General features: G+C 60.3%; 20 protein-coding genes and 1 pseudogene. 1 reads left to right on the top strand and 20 read right to left on the bottom strand.

From position 1 onward, the window contains the following. Positions 1-46: 46 nt before the first annotated feature. From kdsA to rpsB, 20 genes and pseudogenes are all read right to left on the bottom strand, one after another. Complete coding sequence (gene kdsA, locus QZH45_RS07045; RefSeq protein ID WP_055135185.1) at positions 47-892, bottom strand: 3-deoxy-8-phosphooctulonate synthase; 846 nt, start codon at positions 890-892, stop codon at positions 47-49. A 4-nt stretch (positions 893-896) separates the two neighbouring features. Continuing rightward, a complete protein-coding gene (locus QZH45_RS07040; protein WP_024779028.1) occupies positions 897-2,528 on the bottom strand; it encodes a CTP synthase in 1,632 nt (543 codons plus the stop codon). A 274-nt stretch (positions 2,529-2,802) separates the two neighbouring features. Beyond that, complete coding sequence (gene tilS / locus QZH45_RS07035) at positions 2,803-4,128, bottom strand: tRNA lysidine(34) synthetase TilS (RefSeq protein WP_055135184.1); 1,326 nt, start codon at positions 4,126-4,128, stop codon at positions 2,803-2,805. Between the two features lie 132 nt (positions 4,129-4,260). After that, positions 4,261-5,208 (bottom strand): acetyl-CoA carboxylase carboxyltransferase subunit alpha, encoded by a 948-nt coding sequence (locus tag QZH45_RS07030; protein WP_024779026.1) that lies wholly within the window; start codon positions 5,206-5,208, stop codon positions 4,261-4,263. Positions 5,209-5,358: 150 nt separating this feature from the next. Next, positions 5,359-8,880 (bottom strand): DNA polymerase III subunit alpha, encoded by a 3,522-nt coding sequence (gene dnaE / locus QZH45_RS07025; RefSeq protein WP_024779025.1) that lies wholly within the window; start codon positions 8,878-8,880, stop codon positions 5,359-5,361. Positions 8,881-9,128: 248 nt separating this feature from the next. Beyond that, positions 9,129-9,731 (bottom strand): annotated as a pseudogene (rnhB, locus tag QZH45_RS07020) (ribonuclease HII); the annotation flags it as partial. Further along, a complete protein-coding gene (gene lpxB, locus QZH45_RS07015) occupies positions 9,728-10,858 on the bottom strand; it encodes a lipid-A-disaccharide synthase (RefSeq protein ID WP_053192723.1) in 1,131 nt (376 codons plus the stop codon). The gene lpxB and the pseudogene rnhB, both read right to left, overlap by 4 nt. Before the next feature lie 2 nt (positions 10,859-10,860). Then, complete coding sequence (gene lpxA / locus QZH45_RS07010; RefSeq protein ID WP_024779022.1) at positions 10,861-11,637, bottom strand: acyl-ACP--UDP-N-acetylglucosamine O-acyltransferase; 777 nt, start codon at positions 11,635-11,637, stop codon at positions 10,861-10,863. Next, the gene (gene fabZ, locus QZH45_RS07005; RefSeq protein ID WP_024779021.1) at positions 11,634-12,074 is read right to left on the bottom strand and encodes a 3-hydroxyacyl-ACP dehydratase FabZ; all 441 of its coding nucleotides are present in this window, start codon (positions 12,072-12,074) and stop codon (positions 11,634-11,636) included. Before fabZ ends, lpxA begins: the two co-directional genes overlap by 4 nt. A gap of 106 nt (positions 12,075-12,180) precedes the next feature. Next, positions 12,181-13,236, bottom strand: a complete 1,056-nt coding sequence (gene lpxD / locus QZH45_RS07000) for a UDP-3-O-(3-hydroxymyristoyl)glucosamine N-acyltransferase (RefSeq protein ID WP_053192721.1) — start codon at positions 13,234-13,236, stop codon at positions 12,181-12,183. Positions 13,237-13,239: 3 nt separating this feature from the next. Continuing rightward, positions 13,240-13,743, bottom strand: a complete 504-nt coding sequence (locus QZH45_RS06995) for an OmpH family outer membrane protein (RefSeq protein WP_024779019.1) — start codon at positions 13,741-13,743, stop codon at positions 13,240-13,242. Positions 13,744-13,788: 45 nt separating this feature from the next. Further along, complete coding sequence (gene bamA, locus QZH45_RS06990) at positions 13,789-16,164, bottom strand: outer membrane protein assembly factor BamA (protein ID WP_024779018.1); 2,376 nt, start codon at positions 16,162-16,164, stop codon at positions 13,789-13,791. Between the two features lie 74 nt (positions 16,165-16,238). Beyond that, positions 16,239-17,591 carry a sigma E protease regulator RseP gene (gene rseP, locus QZH45_RS06985; protein WP_053192719.1) on the bottom strand — a complete coding sequence of 451 codons (1,353 nt, stop codon included), beginning with the start codon at positions 17,589-17,591 and terminating at the stop codon, positions 16,239-16,241. Between the two features lie 52 nt (positions 17,592-17,643). Further along, positions 17,644-18,834 (bottom strand): 1-deoxy-D-xylulose-5-phosphate reductoisomerase, encoded by a 1,191-nt coding sequence (ispC, locus tag QZH45_RS06980; RefSeq protein WP_053192717.1) that lies wholly within the window; start codon positions 18,832-18,834, stop codon positions 17,644-17,646. Continuing rightward, positions 18,831-19,637, bottom strand: a complete 807-nt coding sequence (locus QZH45_RS06975) for a phosphatidate cytidylyltransferase (protein ID WP_024779015.1) — start codon at positions 19,635-19,637, stop codon at positions 18,831-18,833. Before QZH45_RS06975 ends, ispC begins: the two co-directional genes overlap by 4 nt. Continuing rightward, a complete protein-coding gene (gene uppS, locus QZH45_RS06970; RefSeq protein ID WP_024779014.1) occupies positions 19,637-20,392 on the bottom strand; it encodes a polyprenyl diphosphate synthase in 756 nt (251 codons plus the stop codon). Before uppS ends, QZH45_RS06975 begins: the two co-directional genes overlap by 1 nt. A gap of 13 nt (positions 20,393-20,405) precedes the next feature. Then, positions 20,406-20,963, bottom strand: a complete 558-nt coding sequence (frr, locus tag QZH45_RS06965; RefSeq protein ID WP_024779013.1) for a ribosome recycling factor — start codon at positions 20,961-20,963, stop codon at positions 20,406-20,408. Next, positions 20,960-21,703 (bottom strand): UMP kinase, encoded by a 744-nt coding sequence (gene pyrH / locus QZH45_RS06960; RefSeq protein ID WP_024779012.1) that lies wholly within the window; start codon positions 21,701-21,703, stop codon positions 20,960-20,962. Before pyrH ends, frr begins: the two co-directional genes overlap by 4 nt. A 213-nt stretch (positions 21,704-21,916) precedes the next feature. Beyond that, on the bottom strand, positions 21,917-22,783 hold the full coding sequence (tsf, locus tag QZH45_RS06955) for a translation elongation factor Ts (protein ID WP_024779011.1): 867 nt from the start codon (positions 22,781-22,783) through the stop codon (positions 21,917-21,919). A 193-nt stretch (positions 22,784-22,976) separates the two neighbouring features. After that, on the bottom strand, positions 22,977-23,714 hold the full coding sequence (gene rpsB / locus QZH45_RS06950; RefSeq protein ID WP_033034560.1) for a 30S ribosomal protein S2: 738 nt from the start codon (positions 23,712-23,714) through the stop codon (positions 22,977-22,979). A 430-nt stretch (positions 23,715-24,144) separates the two neighbouring features. Here rpsB and map point away from each other — a divergent pair, with 430 nt between their 5' ends. Further along, the gene (gene map / locus QZH45_RS06945; RefSeq protein WP_024779009.1) at positions 24,145-24,927 is read left to right on the top strand and encodes a type I methionyl aminopeptidase; all 783 of its coding nucleotides are present in this window, start codon (positions 24,145-24,147) and stop codon (positions 24,925-24,927) included. The last annotated feature ends 39 nt before the right edge of the window (positions 24,928-24,966 follow it).

Raw genomic sequence — 24,966 nt, 5'->3', positions numbered from 1 at the left:
CGGGCCAGAGCGATAATCGAGCGGTACTTTACCGGAGAAAACCGCGCTACGCGGTTTCTATCGTCGGAAAACCCTTGACCAACTCGTCCAACGCCTTGAGCTGAGACAGGAACGGCTCCAGCTTGTTCAGGCGCAAGGCGCAAGGGCCATCGCACTTGGCGTTATCCGGGTCAGGGTGGGCCTCGAGGAACAGGCCCGCCAGGGACTGGCTCATGCCGGCCTTGGCCAGGTCGGTCACCTGGGCGCGACGGCCATCGGCGGAGTCGGAACGGCCGCCAGGCATCTGCAGCGCGTGGGTCACGTCGAAGAACACCGGGTATTCGAACTGCTTCATGATGCCGAAGCCGAGCATGTCCACCACCAGGTTGTTGTAGCCGAAGCTCGAACCGCGCTCGCAGAGGATCAACTGGTCGTTCCCGGCCTCTTCGCACTTGCTCAGGATGTGTTTCATTTCCTGGGGCGCGAGGAACTGGGCTTTCTTGATGTTGATCACCGCACCGGTCTTGGCCATCGCGACCACGAGGTCGGTCTGGCGAGACAGGAATGCCGGCAATTGGATGATGTCGCAGACCTCGGCGGCGACCGCGGCCTGGTCAGGCTCGTGGACGTCGGTGATGATCGGCACGCCGAAGGCTTGCTTGATGTCCTGGAAGATCCGCATGCCCTCTTCCAGGCCCGGGCCACGGTAAGAGGTCACGGACGACCGGTTGGCCTTGTCGAAGCTGGCCTTGAAGACGTAAGGAATACCCAGTTTCTGGGTCACCTTGACGTACTCCTCGCAGACCTGCATCGCCATGTCGCGGCTTTCCAGCACGTTCATGCCGCCGAACAGCACCATGGGCTTGTCGTTGGCAATTTCGATGTCGCCAACGCGAATGATCTTCTGGGCCATCGTCTTATGCCTTTTTCTGGTGTTGAGCCAAAGCGGCCTTCACGAAACCGCTGAACAGCGGATGACCGTCCCGTGGCGTCGAGGTGAACTCGGGGTGGAACTGGCAAGCCACGAACCATGGGTGATCCGGGGACTCGACCACTTCGACCAGCGCGCCATCACCGGAGCGGCCGGAGATTTTCAGGCCGGCTTCGATCAGCTGTGGCAGCAGCTTGTTGTTCACTTCGTAACGATGGCGGTGACGCTCGACGATCACATCCTTGGCGTAGCAATCGTGCACCAGGGAGCCGGCTTCGAGCAGGCATTCCTGGGCGCCGAGGCGCATGGTACCGCCCAGGTCGGAGGTTTCGGTCCGCACTTCCACGGCACCGGTGGCGTCTTCCCACTCGGTGATCAGGCCCACGACCGGGTGACCGCTGGCGCGATCGAACTCGGTGGAGTTGGCGTCCTTCCAGCCCATCACGTTACGGGCGAACTCGATGACCGCCACTTGCATGCCCAGGCAGATACCCAGGTATGGCACCTTGTTTTCGCGAGCGTACTGGACCGCGGTGATCTTGCCTTCCACGCCCCGCAGGCCGAAGCCGCCAGGGACCAGGATCGCATCGGCGCCTTCGAGCAGGCCGGTGCCCTGGTTCTCGATGTCTTCGGAGTCGATGTAGCGCAGGTTGACCTTGGTGCGGTTGCTGATGCCGGCATGACTCATCGCTTCGATCAGCGACTTGTAGGCATCCAGCAACTCCATGTACTTGCCGACCATGGCGATGGTGACTTCGTGCTCAGGGTTGAGCTTGGCATCGACCACAGCGTCCCATTCGGACAGGTCGGCGCCAGCGCATTGCAGGCCGAAACGCTCGACGACGAAATCGTCCAGGCCCTGGGAGTGCAGGATGCCCGGGATCTTGTAGATGGTGTCGGCGTCTTCGAGGCCGATGACCGCACGCTCTTCAACGTTGGTGAACTGGGCGATCTTGCGACGCGAGGAAATATCGATCGGGTGATCGGAGCGGCAGATCAGCACATCCGGCTGCAGGCCGATGGAGCGCAGCTCCTTGACCGAGTGCTGGGTTGGCTTGGTCTTGGTTTCGCCGGCAGTGGCGATGTACGGCACCAGCGTCAGGTGCATCAGCATCGCGCGCTTGGCGCCGATTTCGAAACGCAACTGGCGGATGGCTTCGAGGAACGGCTGGGACTCGATGTCGCCCACGGTACCGCCGATCTCGACCATTGCCACGTCGGCGTCGCCAGCACCCTTGATGATACGGCGCTTGATCTCGTCGGTGATATGGGGGATGACCTGGATGGTCGCGCCCAGGTAATCACCACGACGCTCCTTGCGCAGCACGTGCTCGTAGACACGACCGGTGGTGAAGTTGTTGTTCTGGGTCATGGTCGTGCGGATGAACCGCTCGTAGTGGCCCAGGTCCAGGTCGGTCTCGGCGCCGTCGTGGGTGACGAACACTTCGCCGTGCTGGAACGGGCTCATGGTGCCCGGGTCGACGTTGATGTACGGGTCCAGCTTGAGCATGGTGACCTTAAGTCCCCGCGCCTCCAGGATGGCCGCCAATGAAGCCGAGGCAATGCCTTTCCCCAATGAAGAAACAACACCGCCCGTGACGAATATGTAGCGCGTCATGAAAAACCCTAGAAGTCTGCGTTAAAGCGGTCCGAGCCGCCGGGGAAAGCGAAGGAAGGCCGAAGCCCCCGATCACCTGCATTAATCACAGTGCACCTTTCAAAAAAACCGCCGCGTTGGGACAGACCGGAAGAAAAATCACCGGTACGTTGCTCGCTACACATTTTTTGGAATCGCCCAGCAAAGACTGCTTGGTAATCGGCAACTCCTGCAATTCAGGCGAATCCACAGAAGTTGTATCAAGAAGGGAGCGTAGTCTACCGGAAAGCCCCTTTCAGCTCAAACCCAGATCTTGCTCCGGTGGCTGCCAATGCAATTGCCAGGTGCCATCAGCGTCCCCGTCGAGCCCCGGCAGGTTGGCCACCGCCAGCAATCGCTCGTCCCGATACAGCAGCGGTAATCGGCCGCGAACGAACGCCGGCAAGCCACTTTCGTTGAGTAAACGCTTGAGATCCCGATGACCACGGCCCGGCAAGGCCATCACCTCTGCGCCCTGACGATAGCGCACGCAAAGCCGACCGTCGGGAATTTTGCCAGTGAGGGTCACCCGGCCATTACCCGGCAGCCCCAAGGTATCAACTGCCCGGGGCCATTCGGCGCAGCCCGAGACCGGTTGCAGCCAATGGTCGGATAACCACCAGACCCGCCCACCCGCCCGATGCAACTCACCGCCGGCCAGACGCCAGATCGGCCGGGCAGCGCCCCCAGCGTCGCGCAGTGAATCCCAGCCGGCCCAGTGGTCGCTGTCGGGCAGCGTCGTGAGGGCCGTCAGCCAGTGACTCAATGCATTACGTTGGCGAGCCACCGACAAGGTCTGCAAAGGTGCCAGCGCCAGAGATGGCAATCCGAGCCAGCCAAAGGCGCCGGGAGGCGTGGCATCGGTCAGATCGATCCGTGCCAGGTCATCCAGTAAACCCTGGGCTTGCGTCATGTGTGCGGCGCCACGGGCCAGGGTTGATGCAGCCTGGGGCCACTGTTCGGTCAGCAGCGGAAAAACCCGCTGACGCAGGAAGTTGCGCGAATACCGATGATCGTTATTGGACGGGTCTTCGATCCAGCTCAAGCCCTGCTGCTTCCCATAGGCTTCCACCTCAGCACGGGACACATCAAGCAACGGGCGCAGCAACCACCCCTGCCCGAGGGGACGCTGCTGCGGCATCGCCGACAAGCCCCGGACTCCCGCCCCCCGCAGCAAACGAAACAACAGGGTTTCAGCCTGGTCATCGCGATGCTGGGCAGTGAGCAGCACCTCGTTGCCCTGGAGCGCCGCGACGAAGGCGCCATAGCGCGCCTCCCGGGCGGCCCGCTCGAGACTCGCACCGGGGCGGACCTGAACGTCAACCACTTGCAGCGGCACCCCCAACGCCTCACACACCCGACGACAATGATCCGGCCACGCATCGGCCGCAGCCTGAAGACCGTGGTGGACGTGGATAGCGCTGAGCGGAGGCAGTGCGTGTGTGTTTGAGAGCGATGCCAGCAGGTGCAGCAGGACGGTGGAGTCGAGACCGCCGGAGAAGGCGATGCGCCAGGCGGTAGCGTTGCGCCAGGGGGCCAGTTGGGTGAGGAGTCGGGTGGGGAGATCAGCGCGGGAGTTCATAGGAATCAGCCTTGGCACAAACAACTGTGGGAGCGAGCCTGCTCGCGATAACGGTGTATCAATCAACTCATTTGTTGAATGTTAAACCGCTTTCGCGAGCAGGCTCGCTCCCACAGGGGTATAGCGTTCGAATCAGAGGCCGTAGCTCATCAACCGCTCGTAGCGACGGGCCAGCAGCGCGTCGTTGTCGAACTTCTTCAGCATCGACAGTTGCGAACTCAGCTCTGCACGAATCAGCGCGGCAGCCGCGGCCGGGTCACGGTGAGCACCGCCCACTGGTTCGTTGATCACTTTATCCACGATACCCAGGCCTTTGAGACGCTCGGCGGTGATGCCCATGGCTTCCGCGGCGTCCGGCGCTTTCTCGGCAGTCTTCCACAGGATCGAGGCGCAGCCTTCCGGCGAAATTACCGCGTAAGTGGAGTACTGCAACATGTTCAACTGGTCACAGACGCCAATCGCCAATGCACCACCCGAACCGCCTTCGCCGATGACTGTGGCGATGATCGGGGTTTTCAACCGAGCCATCACCCGCAGGTTCCAGGCAATCGCTTCACTCTGGTTGCGCTCTTCGGCGTCGATACCCGGGTAGGCGCCCGGGGTGTCGATGAAGGTCAGGATCGGCATCTTGAAGCGCTCGGCCATTTCCATCAGGCGGCAGGCCTTGCGGTAGCCTTCCGGACGCGGCATGCCGAAGTTGCGACGGACTTTCTCGCGCACTTCGCGGCCCTTCTGGTGACCGATGACCATCACCGGCTGGTCGTCGAGGCGGGCGACACCGCCAACGATCGCGGCGTCGTCGGAGAAGTGACGATCGCCGTGCAGTTCGTCGAATTCGGTGAAGATGTGATCGATGTAGTCCAGGGTGTATGGACGACGAGGATGACGCGCCAGGCGCGCGATCTGCCAGCTGGTCAGCTTGCCGAAGATGTCTTCGGTCAGCGTGCGGCTCTTGTCCTGCAGACGAGAGATCTCATCGCCGATATTCAGCGAATTGTCATTACCGACCAAGCGCAACTCTTCGATCTTGGCTTGCAGGTCGGCGATCGGCTGTTCGAAATCTAGAAAATTCGGGTTCATAGGCGTCCGTCTTGGGTCGACGTCCAAGAAAGCTTGGGCCGGCCGGTTGTCTATTCGCGCCCTACCTTAAGGGAGAGGCGCGTTCAGGTCGAGATTAAAAATTCGGGTCGCGGTCAGGGACACTCCAGATCCAGGAGTGGCCCCTGGCCGTCAACGGTATTGGAGGAAGACGTTGTCTTTGCCGAACTGGTCACGCAAGGCTTGAATCAACGCATCCGCCGGATCGATCCGCCAGCCCTCGCCGAACTGCAGCACGGCCTTGGCGTCGGGGCGCACATACTCCATGGTGATCGGACAGGCACCGCGATGGCGCTTGAACAACTCGCCCAGCCAGCGTAGCTGGTCGCCCTTGAGGTCCTGAGTCTGCAACTTCAGGCGCAGGCTCTCGGCCAGGTTGGTCCGGGCATCCTCCATGCTCATCACCCGCTTGACCCGCAGCCGCAGGCCACCGGAGAAGTCATCGTTGCTGACCTCGCCTTCCACCACCACCATCGCGTCGGTCTGCAACAAAGACTGCGCCGAGTGGAACGCATCGGCAAACAACGATGCCTCGATGCGCCCGGAACGGTCGTCGAGGGTGATGAAACCCATTTTGTCGCCTTTTTTGTTCTTCATCACCCGCAGGGCGATGATCATCCCGGCGACGGTTTGCGTATCGCGAGCCGGCTTCAGGTCGATGATGCGCTGACGGGCGAAGCGGCGGATTTCGCCTTCGTATTCATCGATCGGGTGACCGGTGAGGTACAGCCCAAGGGTGTCTTTCTCGCCTTTGAGGCGTTCCTTGAGGGTCAGTTCCTTGGCCTTGCGATGGTTGCCGTAGACATCGGCATCTTCCTCGACGAACAGGCCGCCAAACAGGTCCGCGTGGCCGCTGTCATGGGTGCGGGCGGTCTGTTCGGCAGCCTTGATCGCTTCTTCCATGGCCGCCAGCAGCACCGCGCGGTTGCGGTCGATGTTGGCCTGGTAGGCCTTGGGCTCGTCATGGAAATAAGGACCCAACCGGTCCAGCGCGCCACTGCGGATCAAACCGTCGAGGGTGCGCTTGTTGATACGCTTGAGGTCGACCCGGGCACAGAAATCGAACAAATCCTTGAACGGCCCATCCTGGCGCGCCTCGGTGATGGCCTCCACCGGCCCCTCGCCCACGCCCTTGATCGCGCCCAGGCCATAAATGATGCGCCCCTCGTCGTTCACCGTGAACTTGAACTCCGAAGCGTTCACGTCCGGCGCGTCGAGGCGCAGCTTCATGGTCCGCACTTCTTCGATCAGGGTCACGACCTTGTCGGTGTTGTGCATATCCGCCGACAGTACGGCGGCCATGAACGGTGCCGGGTAATGCGCCTTCAGCCACGCGGTCTGGTAAGACACCAGGCCGTAGGCGGCAGAGTGGGATTTGTTGAAGCCGTAGCCGGCGAATTTTTCCACCAGGTCGAAGATGTTACCGGCCAGGTCCGCATCGATACCGTTGTTCGCACAACCCTCGATGAAACCGCCGCGCTGCTTGGCCATCTCCTCGGGCTTTTTCTTACCCATTGCCCGACGCAGCATGTCCGCGCCGCCGAGGGTGTAGCCGGCCATGACCTGGGCAATCTGCATCACCTGTTCCTGATACAGGATGATGCCGTAGGTCGGCGCCAGTACCGGCTTGAGGCCGTCGTACTGGTAATCCGGGTGCGGGTACGCCAGCTCGGCGCGACCGTGTTTACGGTTGATGAAGTCGTCCACCATACCCGATTGCAGCGGGCCCGGACGGAACAGGGCCACCAGTGCGATCAAGTCTTCCAGGCAGTCGGGCTTGAGCTTCTTGATCAGCTCCTTCATGCCGCGGGATTCAAGCTGGAACACCGCCGTGGTTTCCGCTTTCTGCAGCAGGCTGTAGGTCGGTTTGTCGTCCAGAGGAATGAACGCGATGTCCAGCGGCTCCTCGCCGACCTTGGCCCGGTCGCGGTTGATGGTCTTGAGCGCCCAATCGATGATGGTCAGGGTACGCAGCCCCAGGAAGTCGAACTTCACCAGGCCCGCCGCCTCGACGTCATCCTTGTCGAACTGGGTTACCAGGCCGTCGCCCTCTTCGTCGCAATAGATCGGCGAGAAGTCGGTCAGCTTGGTTGGCGCGATCACCACGCCACCAGCATGCTTGCCGACGTTACGCACCACGCCTTCGAGCTTGCGGGCCATCTCCCAGATTTCCGCCGCCTCTTCATCGACCTTGATGAAGTCCCGCAGAATTTCTTCCTGTTCGTAGGCTTTTTCCAGGGTCATGCCGACTTCGAACGGAATCATCTTCGACAGACGATCCGCCAGGCCATAGGACTTACCCTGTACCCGGGCCACGTCACGCACCACCGCCTTGGCGGCCATGGAACCGAAGGTGATGATCTGGCTCACCGCGTTGCGGCCATACTTCTCGGCCACGTAATCGATTACCCGGTCACGACCATCCATGCAGAAGTCGACGTCGAAGTCGGGCATGGAAACCCGTTCCGGGTTGAGGAAACGTTCGAACAGCAGGTCATATTCCAGCGGATCGAGGTCGGTGATCTTCTGTACATAAGCCACCAGCGACCCGGCACCCGATCCACGACCGGGCCCTACCGGCACGCCGTTGTTCTTGGCCCACTGGATAAAGTCCATCACGATCAGGAAGTAACCGGGGAAGCCCATCTGGATGATGATATCCAGCTCAAAATTCAACCGGTCGATGTAGACCTGGCGCTTGGCTTCGTAGTCTTGAGTGGTGTCCTTGGGCAGCAGGACGCTGAGGCGCTCCTCCAGGCCGTCGAACGACACTTTACGGAAATACTCGTCGATGGTCATGCCATCGGGAATCGGGAAGTTGGGCAGGAAGTGCTTGCCCAGCTTCACTTCGATGTTGCAGCGCTTGGCGATCTCGACGGTGTTTTCCAGCGCCTCGGGCAGATCGCTGAACAACTCGGCCATCTCCTCGGCGCTTTTGAGGTATTGCTGATCGCTGTAGTTCTTGGGCCGGCGCGGGTCATCGAGAGCCCGGCCCTCACCGATGCAGACGCGGGTTTCGTGGGCTTCGAAATCTTCCTGCTTGATGAAGCGCACGTCGTTGGTCGCCACCAGCGGCGCGCCGATCTTGTCGGCCAGCGCCACTGCAGCGTGCAGGTGCTCTTCGTCGTTGGGACGGTTGGTGCGCTGTACTTCGATGTAGAAGCGGTCCGGGAACACGTCCATCCAGTCCCGAGCCAGGGTCTCGGCTTCGTCGGCGTTGCCGCTGAGCAGGGCTAGGCCGATTTCACCCTCCTTGGCCGCCGACAGCATGATCAGGCCTTCGCTGGCCTCGGCCACCCACTCGCGCTCGATGATGATCGAACCGTTGCGCTGGCCATCGATAAAGCCGCGGGAGATCAACTCAGTCAGATTGCGGTAACCCACGGCGTTCATGACCAGCAGGCTGATACGGCTCAACGGTGCGTCCGGATCCTTGCTGGACAGCCACAGGTCGGCTCCGCAGATCGGCTTGATTCCACCGCCCATGGCGGTCTTGTAGAACTTGACCAGCGAACACATGTTGTTCTGGTCGGTGACCGCCACGGCAGGCATGTTCATGCCCACCAGGGTCTTGACCAGTGGTTTGATCCGCACCAGACCGTCGACCAGGGAGTATTCAGTGTGCAGGCGTAGATGAACGAATGAAGCCGGCATAGTGATCCTGCGTTAAGTCATGAAAACAACAAGGCCCGGATTGTACCGGGCCTTGGGTATGAGTGGCGAATGCCCGTCAGTCGAAATACCGACCTTGTGGGAGCGAGCCTGCTCGCGAAGGCTGTGTATCAGGCCACATCAATGTTAACCGTGCCGCCCTCTTCGCGAGCGAGCTCGCTTGCGCAGGGGATTGCACTTGGCTGAAGGGGACCCGCTGTTACCAAACCTTCACGCGCCTCATAAGCCAGCCGCACCGGCGCGAACGAGCGCCGGTGGATCGGCGTTGGCCCCAGGCGTGCCAAGGCTTCCAGATGCACGGGCGTCGGGTAACCCTTGTGGCCACCGATGCCATAGCCTGGGTAAATCAGTTCAAAGGCGCTCATTTCCCGGTCACGGCTGACCTTGGCCAGGATCGATGCCGCCGCGATAGCCGGCACCTTCGCGTCCCCCTGGACCACCGCCTCGGCGCGCATCGACAGTTTCGGGCAACGATTGCCATCGATCATCGCCAGCTTCGGTGTAATGTGCAGGCCTTGCACCGCACGCTGCATGGCGAGCATGGTGGCGTGCAGGATATTCAGCTCATCGATTTCTTCGACCTCGGCCCGGGCGATGCACCAGCTCAGGGCTTTCTCGCAGATTTCGTCGTAGAGCTTCTCGCGACGGGCCTCGGTGAGCTTCTTGGAATCGTTGAGACCCAGGATCGGCCGGTTCGGGTCGAGAATCACCGCCGCCGTCACCACCGCGCCGCACAACGGGCCACGCCCCACTTCATCGACGCCCGCCACCAGCTCTTCGACTTCGGCGACCAGGTTGAAGTCCAGGCCCATCTGTTGCTTCGAATGCTTCATGGTTTGGCACCGATCAAGGTCAGTACCGCGTCTGCGGCCTGGTTGGAGGCGTCGCGACGCAACGTGCGGTGGATCTCGTCAAAGCCGCGGGTCTGTTCCTGGCCGCCGTCGATCAACGGCGCCAGCGTATTGGCCAATGCATCGGCCGTTGCATCGTCCTGCAGCAACTCGGGCACCAGCAAACGCTGGGCCAGCAGGTTCGGCAGGGAGATGTAAGGACTCTTGACCATGCGCTTGAGGATCCAGAACGTCAGCGGTGCCAGACGATAGGCAACCACCATCGGGCGCTTGTACAGCAACGCCTCAAGGGTAGCAGTACCTGACGCAATCAATACCGCGTCGCAAGCAGCCAACGCCTCGTGGGAGCGACCGTCGAGCAGCGTGACCGGCAGGTCGCGACCGACCAACAATGCCTCAAGCTGCTCACGCCGCTGCGCACTGGCACACGGCAGGACAAAACGCACGTCGGGACGCATTGCCCGAAGGCGCTCGGCGGCGTCGAAAAACAAACCACCCAGGCGACTTACCTCGCCACCCCGGCTGCCAGGCATCAGCGCCACCAGCGGCCCGTCGGACAAGCCCAACGTCTGGCGGGCATCCTCGCGATCGGCTTCCAGGGGAATGGTGTCGGCCAGGGTGTGCCCGACAAACCGCACCGGCACGCCCTTCTCCTCATAAAACCTGGCTTCGAATGGAAGCAGCGTCAGCATCAGGTCGCAGCCTTCGCGAATCTTCAGCACGCGCTTCTGCCGCCAGGCCCAGACCGATGGGCTGACGTAGTGCACCGTCTTGATCCCGGCCTGACGCAACTTGAGTTCGATGTTGAGGGTGAAATCCGGCGCGTCGATACCGATGAACACATCCGGCTTTTCATCAATCAGGGTCGCAATAAGCTTCTTGCGCCGGGCCAGTAACTCTCGCAGCCGACCAAGCACCTCCACCAGCCCCATCACCGACAGGCGTTCCATTGGGAAATAGGAGCTCAGCCCCTCGGCCTGCATCAATGGCCCACCGACACCGATGAACTCGACCGCCGGATGCTGCGCCTTGAGCGCTCGCATCAGGCCAGCACCCAGGATATCGCCGGAAGCTTCGCCCGCCACCAGCGCAACACGCAAATTGCCCATGGTCAGCGAGTGATGCCGCGGGTCGAGGATTGGATGGAGTCGCGGAACACCGCGACTTCCGGGAACTGGGTCGATGCTTCTGCCAACTCGACGAGCGCCTGCTCGACGGTCAAACCCTGGCGATAGACAACCTTATAGGCCCGACGCAGTGCGGCAACCGCTTCTTCGCTGAAGCCCCGCCGGCGCATGCCTTCGAAGTTCATGCTGCGAGCCTCGGCCGGATTGCCGAACACGGTGACATAAGCCGGAACATCCTTGCCAATGGCGGTGCCCATGCCGGAAAAGCTGTGGGCGCCTATATGGCAGTACTGGTGAACCAGGGTGAAGCCGGACAGGATCGCCCAGTCGTCCACGTGGACATGGCCGGCCAGTGCGGTGTTGTTGACCAGGATGCAATGGTTGCCAATGACGCTGTCATGGCCGATATGGGCATAGGCCATGATCAGGTTGTGGTCGCCCAGGGTTGTTTCGGAACGATCCTGAACGGTGCCACGGTGAATCGTCACGCCCTCGCGGATCACATTGTGATCGCCGATGACCAGGCGGGTTTCTTCACCCTTGTATTTGAGATCGGGAGTGTCCTCGCCTACCGTAGAAAACTGGTAGATACGATTGTGCCGGCCGATCCGGGTAGGCCCCTTGAGAATCACGTGCGGGCCGATCACCGTACCCTCGCCGATTTCCACACCTGCGCCGATAATCGACCAAGGGCCGACCTCGACATCGGCGGCCAGGACGGCCGTCGGATCGATGATTGCGCGAGGGTCAATCAAACTCATAGCTTGCGTTCCGCGCAAATGATTTCAGCGGAGCAGACAGGCTTGCCGTCGACCGAAGCCTGGCATTCGAACTTCCAGATCTGGCGCTTGCAACTGATGAACGTGGCTTCGAGGATCAATTGATCGCCTGGGGTCACCGGCTGACGGAAACGCAACTTGTCGGACCCGACGAAGTAGTAGAGCGTACCGTCCGCAGGTTTCACGTCCATGATCTTGAAACCAAGGATTCCGGCAGCCTGAGCCATGGCCTCGATGATCAGCACGCCCGGCATGATGGGGTGCGCAGGGAAGTGACCATTGAAGAACGGCTCGTTGATGCTGACATTCTTGTAGGCGCGAATGCGCTTGCCCTCAATATCCAGCTCCACTACCCGATCCACGAGCAGGAACGGGTAACGGTGAGGCAGGTATTCGCGAATCTCGTTGATGTCCATCATTTCGGGGGGAAGCCTATGTAAAGATTGGGAGGTGCGCGATAGACGCGCGCTCCGCTAGCAAATCAAGGAAGCCTGGCGGCCGTGCACACTTGATATGGAAATGGTATCAGCCATCTGATGAAGCATTACCGTCAGGGGTCACGTCCCCTACACGCTTTTCCACCTGTTTCAGGCGTCGAGCGATGTCATCGAGCTGACGGATACGGGCCGCGCTCTTGCGCCATTCGGCCGCAGGCTGCATCGCTGTACCGGAAGAATAGGCACCCGGCTCGGTAATCGAGTGGGTCACCATGGTCATCCCGGTCAGGAAAACGTTGTCACAGATATCGATGTGCCCCACCAGCCCGACCCCACCGGCGAGCATGCAGTGCTTGCCGATCCTGGTACTGCCGGAGATACCCACGCAGGCCGCCATGGCGGTGTGGTCACCGACCTGGACGTTGTGGGCAATCTGGATCTGGTTGTCCAGCTTCACGCCATTGCCGATGACCGTGTCAGCCAGCGCACCGCGGTCGATGGCGGTATTGACGCCGATCTCCACATCATCGCCGACGGTGACACCACCGATCTGGGCAATCTTCTGCCAGATACCTTTCTCGTTGGCGAAACCGAATCCTTCACCGCCCAGCACCGCACCGGACTGGATCACCACTCGCTTGCCGATGCGCACATCGTGATACAAGGTGACCCGTGGAGCCAGCCAGCCGCCCTCGCCAATCTCGCTACGGGCGCCAATGAAACAATGAGCCCCCAGTGTGACACCGGCACCCACCCGTGCCCCACCCTCGATGACCACGAAAGGTCCGATGCTGGCCGTCGGGTCGACCACCGCATCTGCCGCAATCACCGCACTGGGATGAATGCCGGCAGCCGATTTGGGCTTGGGGTCGAACAGATGGGAAATCCGCGCATACGCCAGGTATGGATCGGGCACGATCAGCGCATCACCGGCAAAACCTTCGGCATCGGCGGCCTTGAGCAACAGCGCAGCGGCCCGGCTATCGGCCAGGTATTTGCGATATTGAGGATTTGCCAGGAAGCTCAACTGAGCTGGGCCAGCCTCTTGCAAAGTGGCTAGCCCAGTAATTGCCTTCTCCGGGTCGCCACGCAGGGTGGCTCCGAGGAACTCGGCCAACTGGCCGAGTTTGATAGTCGCTGTCATGGATTACTTCAGCTGATTCATGCGCTCGATGACCTGGCGCGTGATGTCGTACTGAGGTTTGACATCAATCACTGCGCCACGCTCGAACACCAGGTCAAAACCACCCTTCTTGATGACTTCTTCCACGGCGCTGTCGAGCTTCGGCTTGAGCTGCTTGAGCATTTCACGGTCGGCAACGGCTTTCGCTTCGTTCAGTTCCTTGGACTGGAACTGGAAGTCACGGGCCTTTTGCTTGAATTCAAGCTCCAGACGCTCACGCTCGCCCTGGGCCATCTTGTCGCCGCCGGCGACCAGGCGATCCTGGATACCTTTGGCACTGCTTTCCAGGCTCTTGAGCTTGGTCAGCTGCGGACCGAACTTTTTCTCTGCGTCCACGGCGTATTTCTTTGCCGCGTCGGATTCCAGCAAAGCCATCTGATAGTTCAGTACGGCGATCTTCATGTCGGCAAAAGCCGGACCTGCGACCAGCACGGTCGCCAGGAGAACCAATTGAGTCAACTTACGCACGATGTACTCCTACAAAATCCATTGTCGTTATCTTGGGTCAGACGCTTAGAACGTCTGGCCGAGGGAGAATTGGAACACTTGGGTTTCAGCGTTATCCGGTTTCTTGACCGGCATCGCCAGCGCGAAGCTCAAAGGACCGAGCGCGGTGACCCAGGTCACGCCTACACCAACGGAACTGGCCATGTTGCTAAGGCTGATGTCGTTGCACTGAGTGTTGGACTTGGTGCCGTTAGCGTTGGTGGTGTCGCTGCACGTGGAGTCGAAGACGTTACCCACATCCCAGAATACCGAGGTCCGCAGCGAGCGCTGATCCTTGACGAACGGCATCGGGAACAGAACCTCGAGACCACCCTGGATGAGTACGTTGCCACCGAATGGCAGCGGATCCTGGTCCGGGTCGCGGATGGTACCTGGGTTGGTACCCTTGCTCGGCGTACTGCGCGGCCCCAAGGTGCTGTCCTTGAAACCACGTACCGAGTTGAAACCACCTGCGTAGTAGTTCTCGTAGAACGGCAAGCCATCGGTCGACCCGTAGCCATCACCATAGCCCAGTTCGGTATGCAGGCGCATGGTGTAGGTGTCGGTCAACGGTTGGAACAGCTGGCCGCGATAGTCGAGCTTGAAGAACGACAGGTCACTGCCAGGCGTCGTCGTTTCCAGGACCAGGCTCTGGGAATGACCACGTGTAGCCAGAACGCCCTTGTTCAGGGTCGATTCGGACCAACCGGCAGACGCCTTGAAGTTCAGGTAGCTGTCGCCTTCCTTGTTAACGAAATCGAAGATCTCGTCGACGGTGTATTTACCGGTGTTGATCTTGTCCTGCTGGGCAGTAAGACCGAACGTCAGGCGCGAGGTCTCGCTGATCGGATAACCGATGTTGGCGCCGACACCATAGCTGTCCACTGCGTAGCTGGAGATATCGGAGTCGAGCTGGTCATAGTCAGTGGTGCGATAGAAGGCGTTGTAGCCCAGGCTCACACCGTCAGCGGTCCAGTAGGGGTCCACGAAACCGAAGTTGTAGCGGGTCTGGTATTCGCTGCGGGTCAGGCCGACGCTGACCTTGTTACCGGTACCCAGGAAGTTGTTCTGGGTGATCGAGCCACCGAGGATCAGGCCGGCGCTCTGGGCGAAACCGACACTGGCGGTGATCGAGCCGGACGCTTGCTCTTCGACGCTGTAGTTCACATCGACCTGGTCGTCGACGCCCGGCACTGCCGGTGTCTCGACGTTGACTTCCTTGAAGAAGCCCAGACGCTCCAGACGGGTCTTGGACTGGTCGATCAGGTAGGTCGAAGCCCAGCCACCTTCCATCTGACGCATTTCACGACGCAGCACCTCGTCCTCGGACTTGGTGTTGCCACGGAAGTTGATGCGATTGACGTAGGCACGCTTGCCCGGGTCTACGGCGAAGGTGATGTCGACAGTGTGATCTTCATCGTGGGGCTGCGGCACGCCGCTGACGTTGGCGAAGGTATAGCCCTCGTTACCCAGGCGACGGGTGATCAGCTCGGACGTGGTGGTCATCAGCTTGCGCGAGAACACCTGGCCTTTCTGTACCAGCAGCAGGGACTTGACCTGGTCTTCGGGCACCTTCAGGTCACCGCTGAGCTTGACATCGCGGACAGTGTACTTCTCGCCTTCGTTGACGTTGACGGTGATGTAGACGTGCTTCTTGTCCGGGGTAATGGACACCTGGGTCGAAGCGATGTCCATGTTGATGTAGCCACGGTCCAGGTAGTAGGAACGCAGGCGCTCCAGGTCACCGGAGAGTTTTTCACGGGCGTACTTGTCATCGTTCTTGAAGAACGACAGCCAGTTGGTGGTCTTGAGTTCGAACAGGTCGATCAGGTCTTCGTCGGGGAAAACCGTGTTGCCCACCACGTTGATGTGCTGGATGGCTGCCACGGTGCCTTCGTTGATGTTGACCTTCAGGCCCACACGGTTGCGCGGCTGCGGTACCACTTCGGTGTCGACGGTGGCCGAGTAGCGCCCTTGGGCGACGTACTGGCGCTGCAGCTCGTTACGCACACCTTCGAGGGTGGCACGCTGGAAGATCTCGCCTTCGGCCAGGCCGGACTGCTTGAGGCCTTTCATCAGGTCTTCGGTGGAAATCGCCTTGTTGCCTTCGATCTCGATGCTGGCGACTGACGGCCGCTCGACGACCGTAATGACCAGGACGTTACCGTCACGGCCCAGCTGGATATCCTGAAAGAAACCGGTCTTGAACAGCGCACGAGTGGACTCCACCAGGCGCCGATCATCCGCCTGCTCGCCGACGTTCAACGGCAAGGCACCAAAGACGCTACCCGCGGAAACCCGCTGGAGGCCGTTGACGCGAATATCAGAGATAGTGAAGGACTCGGCGTGAACTTCGGCGATCATCAACACGGTAAGAACCGCGGTTAGCAGCAGACGTTTCATGAAGTCCTTTCTTATTCCAACTGGCAATAAACAAACTGCCGCAAAATGCGGCAGATTCGCAATTCAGCGAAGCGTTACAGACGACCCAGATCGTTGACCAGGGCAAGCAACATCACCCCGACCACCAAGCTGATACCGATCTGTATCCCCCAACCTTGAACCCGATCCGACAAGGGACGACCACGCGCCCACTCGATCAGATAAAACAGCAGATGCCCCCCATCCAGTACCGGGATGGGCAGCAAATTCAGAACCCCCAGGCTAATGCTCAGATAAGCAAGGAAATTCAGGAAATCAACAACGCCCGACTGGGCAGAAGCGCCCGCCACTTTAGCAATGGTTATCGGTCCACTCAAGTTTTTTACCGAGAGCTCGCCGAACAACATTTTCTTCAGTGAGTCGAGGGTCAGGACACTCATGGTCCACGTACGACGCGCACCTTCGCCAATCGCCGCAACCGGGCCGAAACTGACCTCGCGGATCATCTCCGGCGGCCAGTCGACAGCCTTGACGCCCGCCCCCAGGTAACCTGCCGGCGTCTTGCTCTCGTCGCGGGCGGCCAGGGTCACCGGGACGTCGATTGGAGCACCGTCGCGCTCGACGCGCAGCACAATTTTGGTATCAGGACGTACACGAACCGCATCAACCACCTGCTGCCAGTCACTGACCGACTGGCCGTCAACGGCCAACAGACGATCACCGGTCTTGAGCCCGGCAGCCCGAGCCGGCCCCTTCGGATCAAGTTCGGCCAGCACCGGCGGCAGCGCCGGACGCCACGGGCGAATGCCCAGGGAACGGATCGGATCCGGCTCATCGGCCCCCTTGAGCCAGTTGTCCAGCACCAGTTCCCGCGGAGAATCCGTTGCCGAGCCCTGCTCGCGCACCATCAACTTCAACGAACCGCTTTCACCCAGGCGGCGCACGAGTTGCAGGTTGACGGCAGCCCAACCGGAAGTCGGCTCGCCGTCGATGGCAACGATTTCCTCTCCCGCGCTCAATCCCGCCCGGGCCGCGACGCTGCCAGCCTCGACCGCGCCGATGACAGGACGTACCTGCTCGCTACCCAACATGGCCAGCGCCCAGAAGAACACCATGGCCAGCAGGAAGTTGGCGATCGGCCCCGCCGCCACGATGGCAATGCGCTGCCGGACAGTCTTGCGATTGAAGGATTGATCGAGCTGATCGGCGGGCACTTCGCCTTCACGCTCGTCGAGCATTTTCACGTAACCGCCCAGCGGGATGGCGGCCACAACGAATTCGGTGCCCTTCTTGTCATGCCAGCGCAGCAAGGGCATGCCAAAGCCGACGGAAAAACGCAGGACCTTCACGCCACAGCGACGGGCGACCCAGAAATGACCGAATTCGTGAAAAGTGACCAGCACACCCAACGCAACCAGGGTGCCGACAATCATATAGAGCGCGCTCATCTGTTTTCTCCGCAATCCTGTCCAGGGCAGCCCCGGCTAACGTACCGCAGCTTCAACGTCCGTGGCGCCTCAACCACTGACCCGCCAGCTCGCGGGCCCGAGCATCCACGGTGAACACTGCGTCGAGGTCATCGAGGGCAACCACGGCCTCGAGATTCAAGACTTCCTCGATGATACTCGCGATCTCGAGGTAACGGACACGTCCATCGAGAAACGCGGCCACCGCCACCTCATTGGCGGCGTTCAGCATGGCCGGGGCACTGTTGCCTGCCTCGGCCGCCTGCCGCGCCAGGCGCAGGCAAGGGAAGCGCTGCTCATCGGGGGCCTGGAAATCCAGGCGGGCGACGGCAAACAGGTCCAGCGGCGCCACACCCGAATCGATTCGATCCGGCCAGGCCAGCGCGTTGGCGATGGGTGTGCGCATGTCCGGATTGCCCAATTGGGCCAGTACCGAACCATCTACATAGTCCACCAGAGAGTGGATCACGCTCTGAGGATGAATGACCACTTCGACCTGGGACGGCCTGGCATCGAAAAGCCAGCAAGCCTCGATCAGCTCAAGCCCCTTGTTCATCATGCTGGCCGAATCCACGGAAATCTTGCGTCCCATGGACCAGTTCGGATGGGCACAGGCCTGTTCGGGTGAAACATGCTCCAATTCTGTCAGCGGTGTCTGCCGGAACGGACCGCCGGAAGCTGTCAGCAAGATCCGCCGAACACCCACAGCACCCAGGCCACGGGAGAAATCCCGCGGCATGCATTGAAAAATCGCATTATGTTCACTGTCGATCGGCAGCAGTACCGAACCACTTTTGCCCACTGCCTGCATGAACAACGCGCCGGACATGACCAGCGCTTCTTTGTTGGCCAACAGGATCTTCTTGCCGGCCTCCACCGCTGCCAGCGTCGGGCGCAGGCCCGCAGCACCGACAATCGCCGCCATCACCGCATCGACTTCAGGATCGGAGGCCACTTCGCACAGCCCCTCCTCTCCCACCAGTACGCGGGTCTGCAGACCAGCTGCACGCAGCTCATCCTGCAGCGCCCGTGCTGCGCCAGTCTCGGGCACCACGGCAAACCGCGGGGTGTGACGAATGCACAAAGCCAGCAGCTCGCTCAGACGCGTGAAGCCGCTGAGGGCGAACACCTGATAACGCTCCGGATGCCGGCCGATGACGTCCAGCGTACTCAGGCCGATCGACCCGGTAGCGCCAAGGACGGTGATCTGCTGGGGGCGACTCACGATGCCGCCATCCACAGCAGCACAGCAAAGATCGGGACTGCGGCGGTAAGGCTGTCGATACGATCCAGCACGCCGCCGTGACCAGGCAGCAGGTTGCTGCTGTCCTTGATGCCGGACTGGCGCTTGAACATGCTTTCGGTCAGGTCCCCGACCACCGAGACAAAGACAATCAGGGCGGCGCCAAACAGACCGATCAGCAACTGGCCGGCCGTCCATTCCCGCATGACACCGACGATCGTCGTAATGACCAGGCTCAGGGCCAGACCACCGTAGACCCCTTCCCAGCTCTTGCCGGGACTGACCTTAGGCGCGAGCTTGCGCTTGCCGAATGCCTTGCCGGAGAAGTAAGCCCCGACATCGGCCCCCCAGACCAGCACCATCACGGCCATGATCTGCCAGTTACCCAGCGCACCTTGTTTGATCCAGATGAGCCCCTGCCAGGCCGGCAGCAGGATCAACAGGCCGATCAACAGCTTGGTCGCGGCGTTGGACCAGTGATGGGTCGTGTGGGGGTAGGTCAATACCAGGAAGGTCGCCGTCGCCCACCATAGCACCGAAGCGCCCAGCACCCAGGGCGCAATACCGGGCACCACGTACATGACGAACAGCATGGCCGCCACGACTGCGGCATAGATCACACGGGCCGACTGCGCGGCGAAACCCGCCAGCCGCGCCCATTCCCACGCCCCCAGCGTCACGACCAACCCAATGAACAGGGCGAAACCCGCACCGTCAAGCAGGAAGAACCCACCCAGGGCGATGGGCAGCAGGATCAGTGCAGTGATGATTCGTTGTTTGAGCATTAAACCCGGGCTCCAGCTTCGATCTGCTCGCTCGTTTTACCGAAACGACGCTGACGGGAAGCGAAATCGGCCAGCGCAACGCGCATGGCTTCGTGTTTGAAGTCCGGCCAGAACAGGTCGGAGAAGTACAGCTCGGCGTAAGCCAGCTGCCAAAGGAGAAAATTGCTGATGCGATGTTCGCCACCGGTACGGATGCACAGATCCGGCAGCGGCAGGTCACCCGTAGCCAGACAGGTCTGTAGCAGTTCCGGCGTGATGTCTTCCGGCCGCAAGTGCCCGGCCTGGACTTCCCGCGCCAGCCGCTGGGCAGCCTGGGCTATGTCCCACTGACCGCCGTAGTTGGCGGCAATCTGCAGGACAAAGCGGTCAGCGCCGGCCGTCGCGGCTTCGGCCTCGCGCATCGCAGCCTGCAACTCCGGATGAAACCGCGAGCGATCACCGATGATGCGCAGACTGATGCTGTTTTCGTTGAGACGCTTGGCCTCACGACGCAAGGCCTTGAGGAACAACTCCATCAAGGCACTGACCTCGTCGGCCGGACGCTGCCAGTTTTCGCTGGAGAACGCGAACAGGGTCAGCACCTCGACGCCAGCCTCGGCGCACACCTCGATGACCGCGCGAACCGCATCGACCCCCGCCTTATGCCCGGCGACACCGGGCATGAAGCGTTTCTTGGCCCAGCGGTTGTTGCCGTCCATGATGATCGCTACGTGGCGCGGCACCGCGAACGACGCGGCCTGCTTGGTCTTATCCATGAAAACGAGACCCTTATACGGCCATCAGGTCTTTTTCTTTCTGTGCCAAATCCGCATCGATCTTAGCCACATATTTTTTGGTCAGGTCATCGATTTCGCCAGTGGCGCGACGCTCTTCGTCTTCGCTGATTTCCTTTTCCTTGACCAGGTCCTTCAACTGGCTGTTGGCGTCGCGGCGGATGTTGCGCACAGCGACACGGGCATCTTCAGCCACATCGCGAGCCTGCTTGGTGAAGCCCTTGCGGGTTTCTTCAGTCAGGGCCGGCATGGAGATCAGCAGCAACTCACCCAGGTTGGTCGGGTTCAGGTTCAAACCGGCACTACCGATAGCCTTGTCGACCGCGGCGAGCATGTTGCGCTCGAAAGCCACGACTTGCAGGGTGCGCGCGTCCTTGACAGTGATGTTGGCCACTTGCTTGATCGGGGTATCGGAGCCGTAGTAAGGCACCATCACACCTTCGAGGATGCTCGGGTGTGCCTGGCCGGTACGGATGCGACCGAAGTTGTGCGCCAGAGACTCCACGGACTTCTGCATGCGCTGCTCAGCGTCTTTCTTGATTTCGTTGATCATTGTTGAACTTCCTCGATCAGGGTTCCTTCGGCGCCACCATGCACGATATTCAGCAGGGCACCGGGCTTGTTCATGTTGAAGACACGCAATGGCATCTTGTGGTCGCGGCACAGACAGATAGCCGTCAGATCCATGACCCCCAGCTTGCGATCCAGCACTTCATCGTAGGTCAGATGATCGAACTTCTCGGCATGCGGGTCCTTGAACGGGTCGGCGGTGTACACACCATCGACCTTGGTTGCCTTGAGCACGACATCGGCATCGATTTCGATCGCTCGCAAGCAGGCCGCCGAATCCGTGGTAAAGAACGGATTACCGGTACCGGCGGCAAAAATCACCACTTCCTTGGCGTTGAGGTGGCGCATGGCTTTGCGGCGATCATAGTGATCAGTCACGCCAACCATGGAAATGGCCGACATCACGATGGCCGAGATATTGGCACGCTCCAAGGCGTCGCGCATAGCCAGGGCATTCATCACAGTGGCCAGCATGCCCATGTGGTCGCCCGTAACCCGATCCATGCCGGCCGCGCTCAGCGCCGCACCACGGAACAGATTGCCGCCGCCGATGACCAGACCGACCTGAACGCCGATCCCGACCAACTGACCCACTTCGAGGGCCATACGGTCCAGCACCTTCGGATCGATCCCGAACTCTTCCGAGCCCATCAGGGCCTCGCCGCTAAGCTTGAGTAGAATGCGTTTATAGCGAGCCTGATAACCACTGCCCTGCTGAGCCATTGCGAATCTCTCCTGCGGCGTATTTACGAAAATTCTTGGCAGACTGTTTGCAGCCTGCTCTCACTCTAGCGTGACGCTGACACAGCGCCATCGGAACACGGCTTTGTAAGCCAGTTCCGACAGGAAACCAATAAAAATCGGCATCCTCATCCGAAAAGAGGCTGCGCGCGTGAGCGGGCAGCCTCTTCTGGGCGACAGTTGTAAAAACCTGTCTTATTGCTTGCTGGCAGCTGCTACCTGGGCGGCAACTTCTTCAGCGAAGTTGTCGACCGGCTTCTCGATGCCATCGCCTACTTTGAAGTAGGTGAAGGAGACGATTTCAGCACCGGCTTTCTTCGCCAGGTCACCGACCTTGACTTCAGGGTTCTTGACGAACGCCTGCTCAACCAGGCTGGCTTCAGCCAGGAACTTGGAGATACGACCGGCCACCATCTTCTCGGCGATGTCGGCAGGCTTGCCCTTGAGCTTCTCTTCGTTCAACTGCAGGAAAACGCCTTTTTCGCGCTCGATCGCTTCAGGCGAAACGTCCGAAGGCAGCAGGAATTCAGGGTTGGTCGCTGCCACGTGCATGGCGATGTCTTTCGCCAGCTCGGTGTCACCGCCCTTGAGGACGACAGCCACACCAATCTTGTTGCCGTGCAGGTAAGTACCGACCACGTCACCTTCAACGCGAACCAGACGACGGATGTTGACGTTCTCGCCGGTCTTGCCAACCAGTACCAGGCGCGCTTGTTCCTGAGCTTCGATCAGCGGCGCTGCGTCGGTCAGTTTGTCAGCGAAGGCCTTGTCGACGCTGGCAGCGACGAATGCCTTGAAGTCGTCCTGCAGAGCCAGGAAGTCGGTCTGGGAGTTCACTTCCAGCAGAACGGCGGCCTTACCGTCGTCCTTGATGGCGATGGCGCCTTCAGCGGCAACGTTGCCAGCCTTCTTGGCAGCCTTGATGGCGCCCGAAGCGCGCATGTCATCAATGGCTTTCTCGATGTCGCCGCCAGCCTTGGTCAAGGCTTTCTTGCAGTCCATCATGCCTTCGCCGGTACGCTCGCGCAGTTCTTTGACCAACGCTGCAGTAATCTCTGCCATTTCAAAATCCTCTTGGATAGGTTTTCAACCATTCCACCCGATCGAACGGGCGATCAATTCTTCCTGAAAACCACTGCTTATAGACCGCGGCAGATTACAAACAGGTAGCTGCGCTGGCGACAAATGGTTTTCGAGGTGGCAAAAAGGGGGCCAAGCCCCCTTTTTGCTTACTGAGTCAACGCCAGGGCGTCAATTACTCAGCGGCTGCTGCCGGAGCTTCTTCAGCGAAGACTTCGGTGCCGCCTTGAACATTGTTGCGACCACGGATAACAGCGTCAGCCATCGAACCCATGTACAGCTGGATGGCGCGGATGGCGTCATCGTTGCCTGGGATGATGTAGTCAACGCCTTCCGGGCTGCTGTTGGTATCGACAACGCCGATGACCGGGATACCCAGCTTGTTGGCTTCGGTGATCGCGATGCGCTCGTGGTCAACGTCGATCACGAACAGCGCGTCAGGCAGACCGCCCATGTCCTTGATACCACCCAGGGAGCGGTCCAGCTTCTCAAGATCGCGAGTGCGCATCAGCGCTTCTTTCTTGGTCAGCTTGGCGAAAGTGCCGTCTTCGGACTGGACCTCAAGATCACGCAGACGCTTGATGGAAGCGCGGATGGTCTTGAAGTTGGTCAGCATGCCGCCCAACCAGCGGTGATCGACGTACGGCGAACCGCAACGTGCTGCTTCTTCAGCAACGATCTTGCCAGCGGAACGCTTGGTGCCGACGAACAGAATCTTGTTTTTGCCCTGGGCCAGGCGCTCTACGAAGGTCAGTGCTTCGTTGAACATCGGCAGGGTTTTTTCAAGGTTGATGATGTGGATCTTGTTACGCGCGCCGAAAATGTACTTGCCCATTTTCGGGTTCCAGTAACGGGTCTGGTGACCGAAGTGCACACCGGCCTTCAGCATATCGCGCATGTTGACTTGGGACATGATAGTTCCTTGATAAGTCGGGTTTGGCCTCCACGTATCCCAATGACCAACCAGCAGCTGTATAAGCCGAAGGCACCCAGGTCATCGTGTCGACACGTGTGTGGATTTAAGCTCACGGGGTCATCCCCGGAAAGCGGCGCATTTTATACCACAGCAAGGGCGAAAACGGAATACGGATTCTGAAATCCTCTGTGGCGAGGGATTGTGGGAGCAAGGCTTGCCCGCGATGAAGCCTATGCGGTCCCTCAGAAATCGAGTCGCCTGGGTCGCGAGCAAGCTTTGCTTCCCCCCCTCCCCCTCGCCACTGAGTTCGGCCTGGGCAGTTCTTTGTACTGTTCGTCTGTTAGAATCGCGTTTTCAGGGCCGTGCTGGTCATCATCCGCCGCCCATTTCGTTTCGAACAGCGCCGCCGGGCGCAGAGAGAGCCTGTATGACCGTCACCCTCAAGACTCCCGAGGACATCGCAAAAATGCGCGTCGCCGGCAAACTTGCCGCCGATGTGCTGGAAATGATCGCCGATTACGTCAAGCCGGGCGTGACCACCGAAGAGCTGGACCGTATCTGCCACGACTACATTGTCAACGAGCAGAAAGCCATTCCGGCGCCGCTCAACTACAAGGGCTTCCCCAAGTCGATCTGCACCTCGATCAACCATGTGGTCTGCCACGGCATTCCCAACGAGAAACCGTTGAAGGATGGCGACACACTGAACATCGACGTCACCGTGATCAAGGATGGCTATCACGGCGACACCAGCCGCATGTTCCATGTCGGCAACGTGCCGGAGTGGGCCCAGCGCCTGTCGAAAGTCACCCAGGAATGCATGTACATGGCCATCGAACTGGTGAAGCCGGGCTGCCGCCTGGGAGACATCGGCGAAGTGATCCAGAAACACGCGCAGAAGAACGGCTTTTCGGTAGTGCGTGAATTCTGCGGCCACGGCATTGGCAAGGTCTTCCACGAAGAACCGCAGATCCTGCACTACGGCCGCGCCGGTACCGGCATGGAGCTCCAGGCGGGCATGACTTTCACCATCGAGCCGATGATCAACCAGGGGCGCGCCGACACCAAGGTCCTGGGCGACGGCTGGACCGCCATCACCAAGGACCGCAAATTGTCGGCCCAATGGGAGCACACCCTGCTGGTGACCGAGACCGGGTACGAGATCTTCACCCTGCGCGGCGACGACACCATCCCTCGCGTTTCCGCCTGAGCCGAACCCAGCGTACAGCTTTAGATAGAAAGGAAAGCC

Source organism: Pseudomonas corrugata (genome assembly GCF_050920615.1).
GTDB lineage: Bacteria > Pseudomonadota > Gammaproteobacteria > Pseudomonadales > Pseudomonadaceae > Aquipseudomonas > Aquipseudomonas corrugata.
This window is presented reverse-complemented; position numbering and strand designations above follow the sequence as displayed.

What these genes read in the sequence shown, in the direction of transcription:
- kdsA (WP_055135185.1), bottom strand. Translation starts at nt 892, where the DNA reads ATGGCCCAGAAGATCATTCGCGTTGGCGACATCGAAATTGCCAACGAC.
- QZH45_RS07040 (WP_024779028.1), bottom strand. Translation starts at nt 2,528, where the DNA reads ATGACGCGCTACATATTCGTCACGGGCGGTGTTGTTTCTTCATTGGGG.
- tilS (WP_055135184.1), bottom strand. Translation starts at nt 4,128, where the DNA reads ATGAACTCCCGCGCTGATCTCCCCACCCGACTCCTCACCCAACTGGCC.
- QZH45_RS07030 (WP_024779026.1), bottom strand. Translation starts at nt 5,208, where the DNA reads ATGAACCCGAATTTTCTAGATTTCGAACAGCCGATCGCCGACCTGCAA.
- dnaE (WP_024779025.1), bottom strand. Translation starts at nt 8,880, where the DNA reads ATGCCGGCTTCATTCGTTCATCTACGCCTGCACACTGAATACTCCCTG.
- lpxB (WP_053192723.1), bottom strand. Translation starts at nt 10,858, where the DNA reads ATGGGCAATTTGCGTGTTGCGCTGGTGGCGGGCGAAGCTTCCGGCGAT.
- lpxA (WP_024779022.1), bottom strand. Translation starts at nt 11,637, where the DNA reads ATGAGTTTGATTGACCCTCGCGCAATCATCGATCCGACGGCCGTCCTG.
- fabZ (WP_024779021.1), bottom strand. Translation starts at nt 12,074, where the DNA reads ATGATGGACATCAACGAGATTCGCGAATACCTGCCTCACCGTTACCCG.
- lpxD (WP_053192721.1), bottom strand. Translation starts at nt 13,236, where the DNA reads ATGACAGCGACTATCAAACTCGGCCAGTTGGCCGAGTTCCTCGGAGCC.
- bamA (WP_024779018.1), bottom strand. Translation starts at nt 16,164, where the DNA reads ATGAAACGTCTGCTGCTAACCGCGGTTCTTACCGTGTTGATGATCGCC.
- rseP (WP_053192719.1), bottom strand. Translation starts at nt 17,591, where the DNA reads ATGAGCGCGCTCTATATGATTGTCGGCACCCTGGTTGCGTTGGGTGTG.
- QZH45_RS06975 (WP_024779015.1), bottom strand. Translation starts at nt 19,637, where the DNA reads ATGCTCAAACAACGAATCATCACTGCACTGATCCTGCTGCCCATCGCC.
- uppS (WP_024779014.1), bottom strand. Translation starts at nt 20,392, where the DNA reads ATGGATAAGACCAAGCAGGCCGCGTCGTTCGCGGTGCCGCGCCACGTA.
- frr (WP_024779013.1), bottom strand. Translation starts at nt 20,963, where the DNA reads ATGATCAACGAAATCAAGAAAGACGCTGAGCAGCGCATGCAGAAGTCC.
- pyrH (WP_024779012.1), bottom strand. Translation starts at nt 21,703, where the DNA reads ATGGCTCAGCAGGGCAGTGGTTATCAGGCTCGCTATAAACGCATTCTA.
- tsf (WP_024779011.1), bottom strand. Translation starts at nt 22,783, where the DNA reads ATGGCAGAGATTACTGCAGCGTTGGTCAAAGAACTGCGCGAGCGTACC.
- rpsB (WP_033034560.1), bottom strand. Translation starts at nt 23,714, where the DNA reads ATGTCCCAAGTCAACATGCGCGATATGCTGAAGGCCGGTGTGCACTTC.
- map (WP_024779009.1), top strand. Translation starts at nt 24,145, where the DNA reads ATGACCGTCACCCTCAAGACTCCCGAGGACATCGCAAAAATGCGCGTC.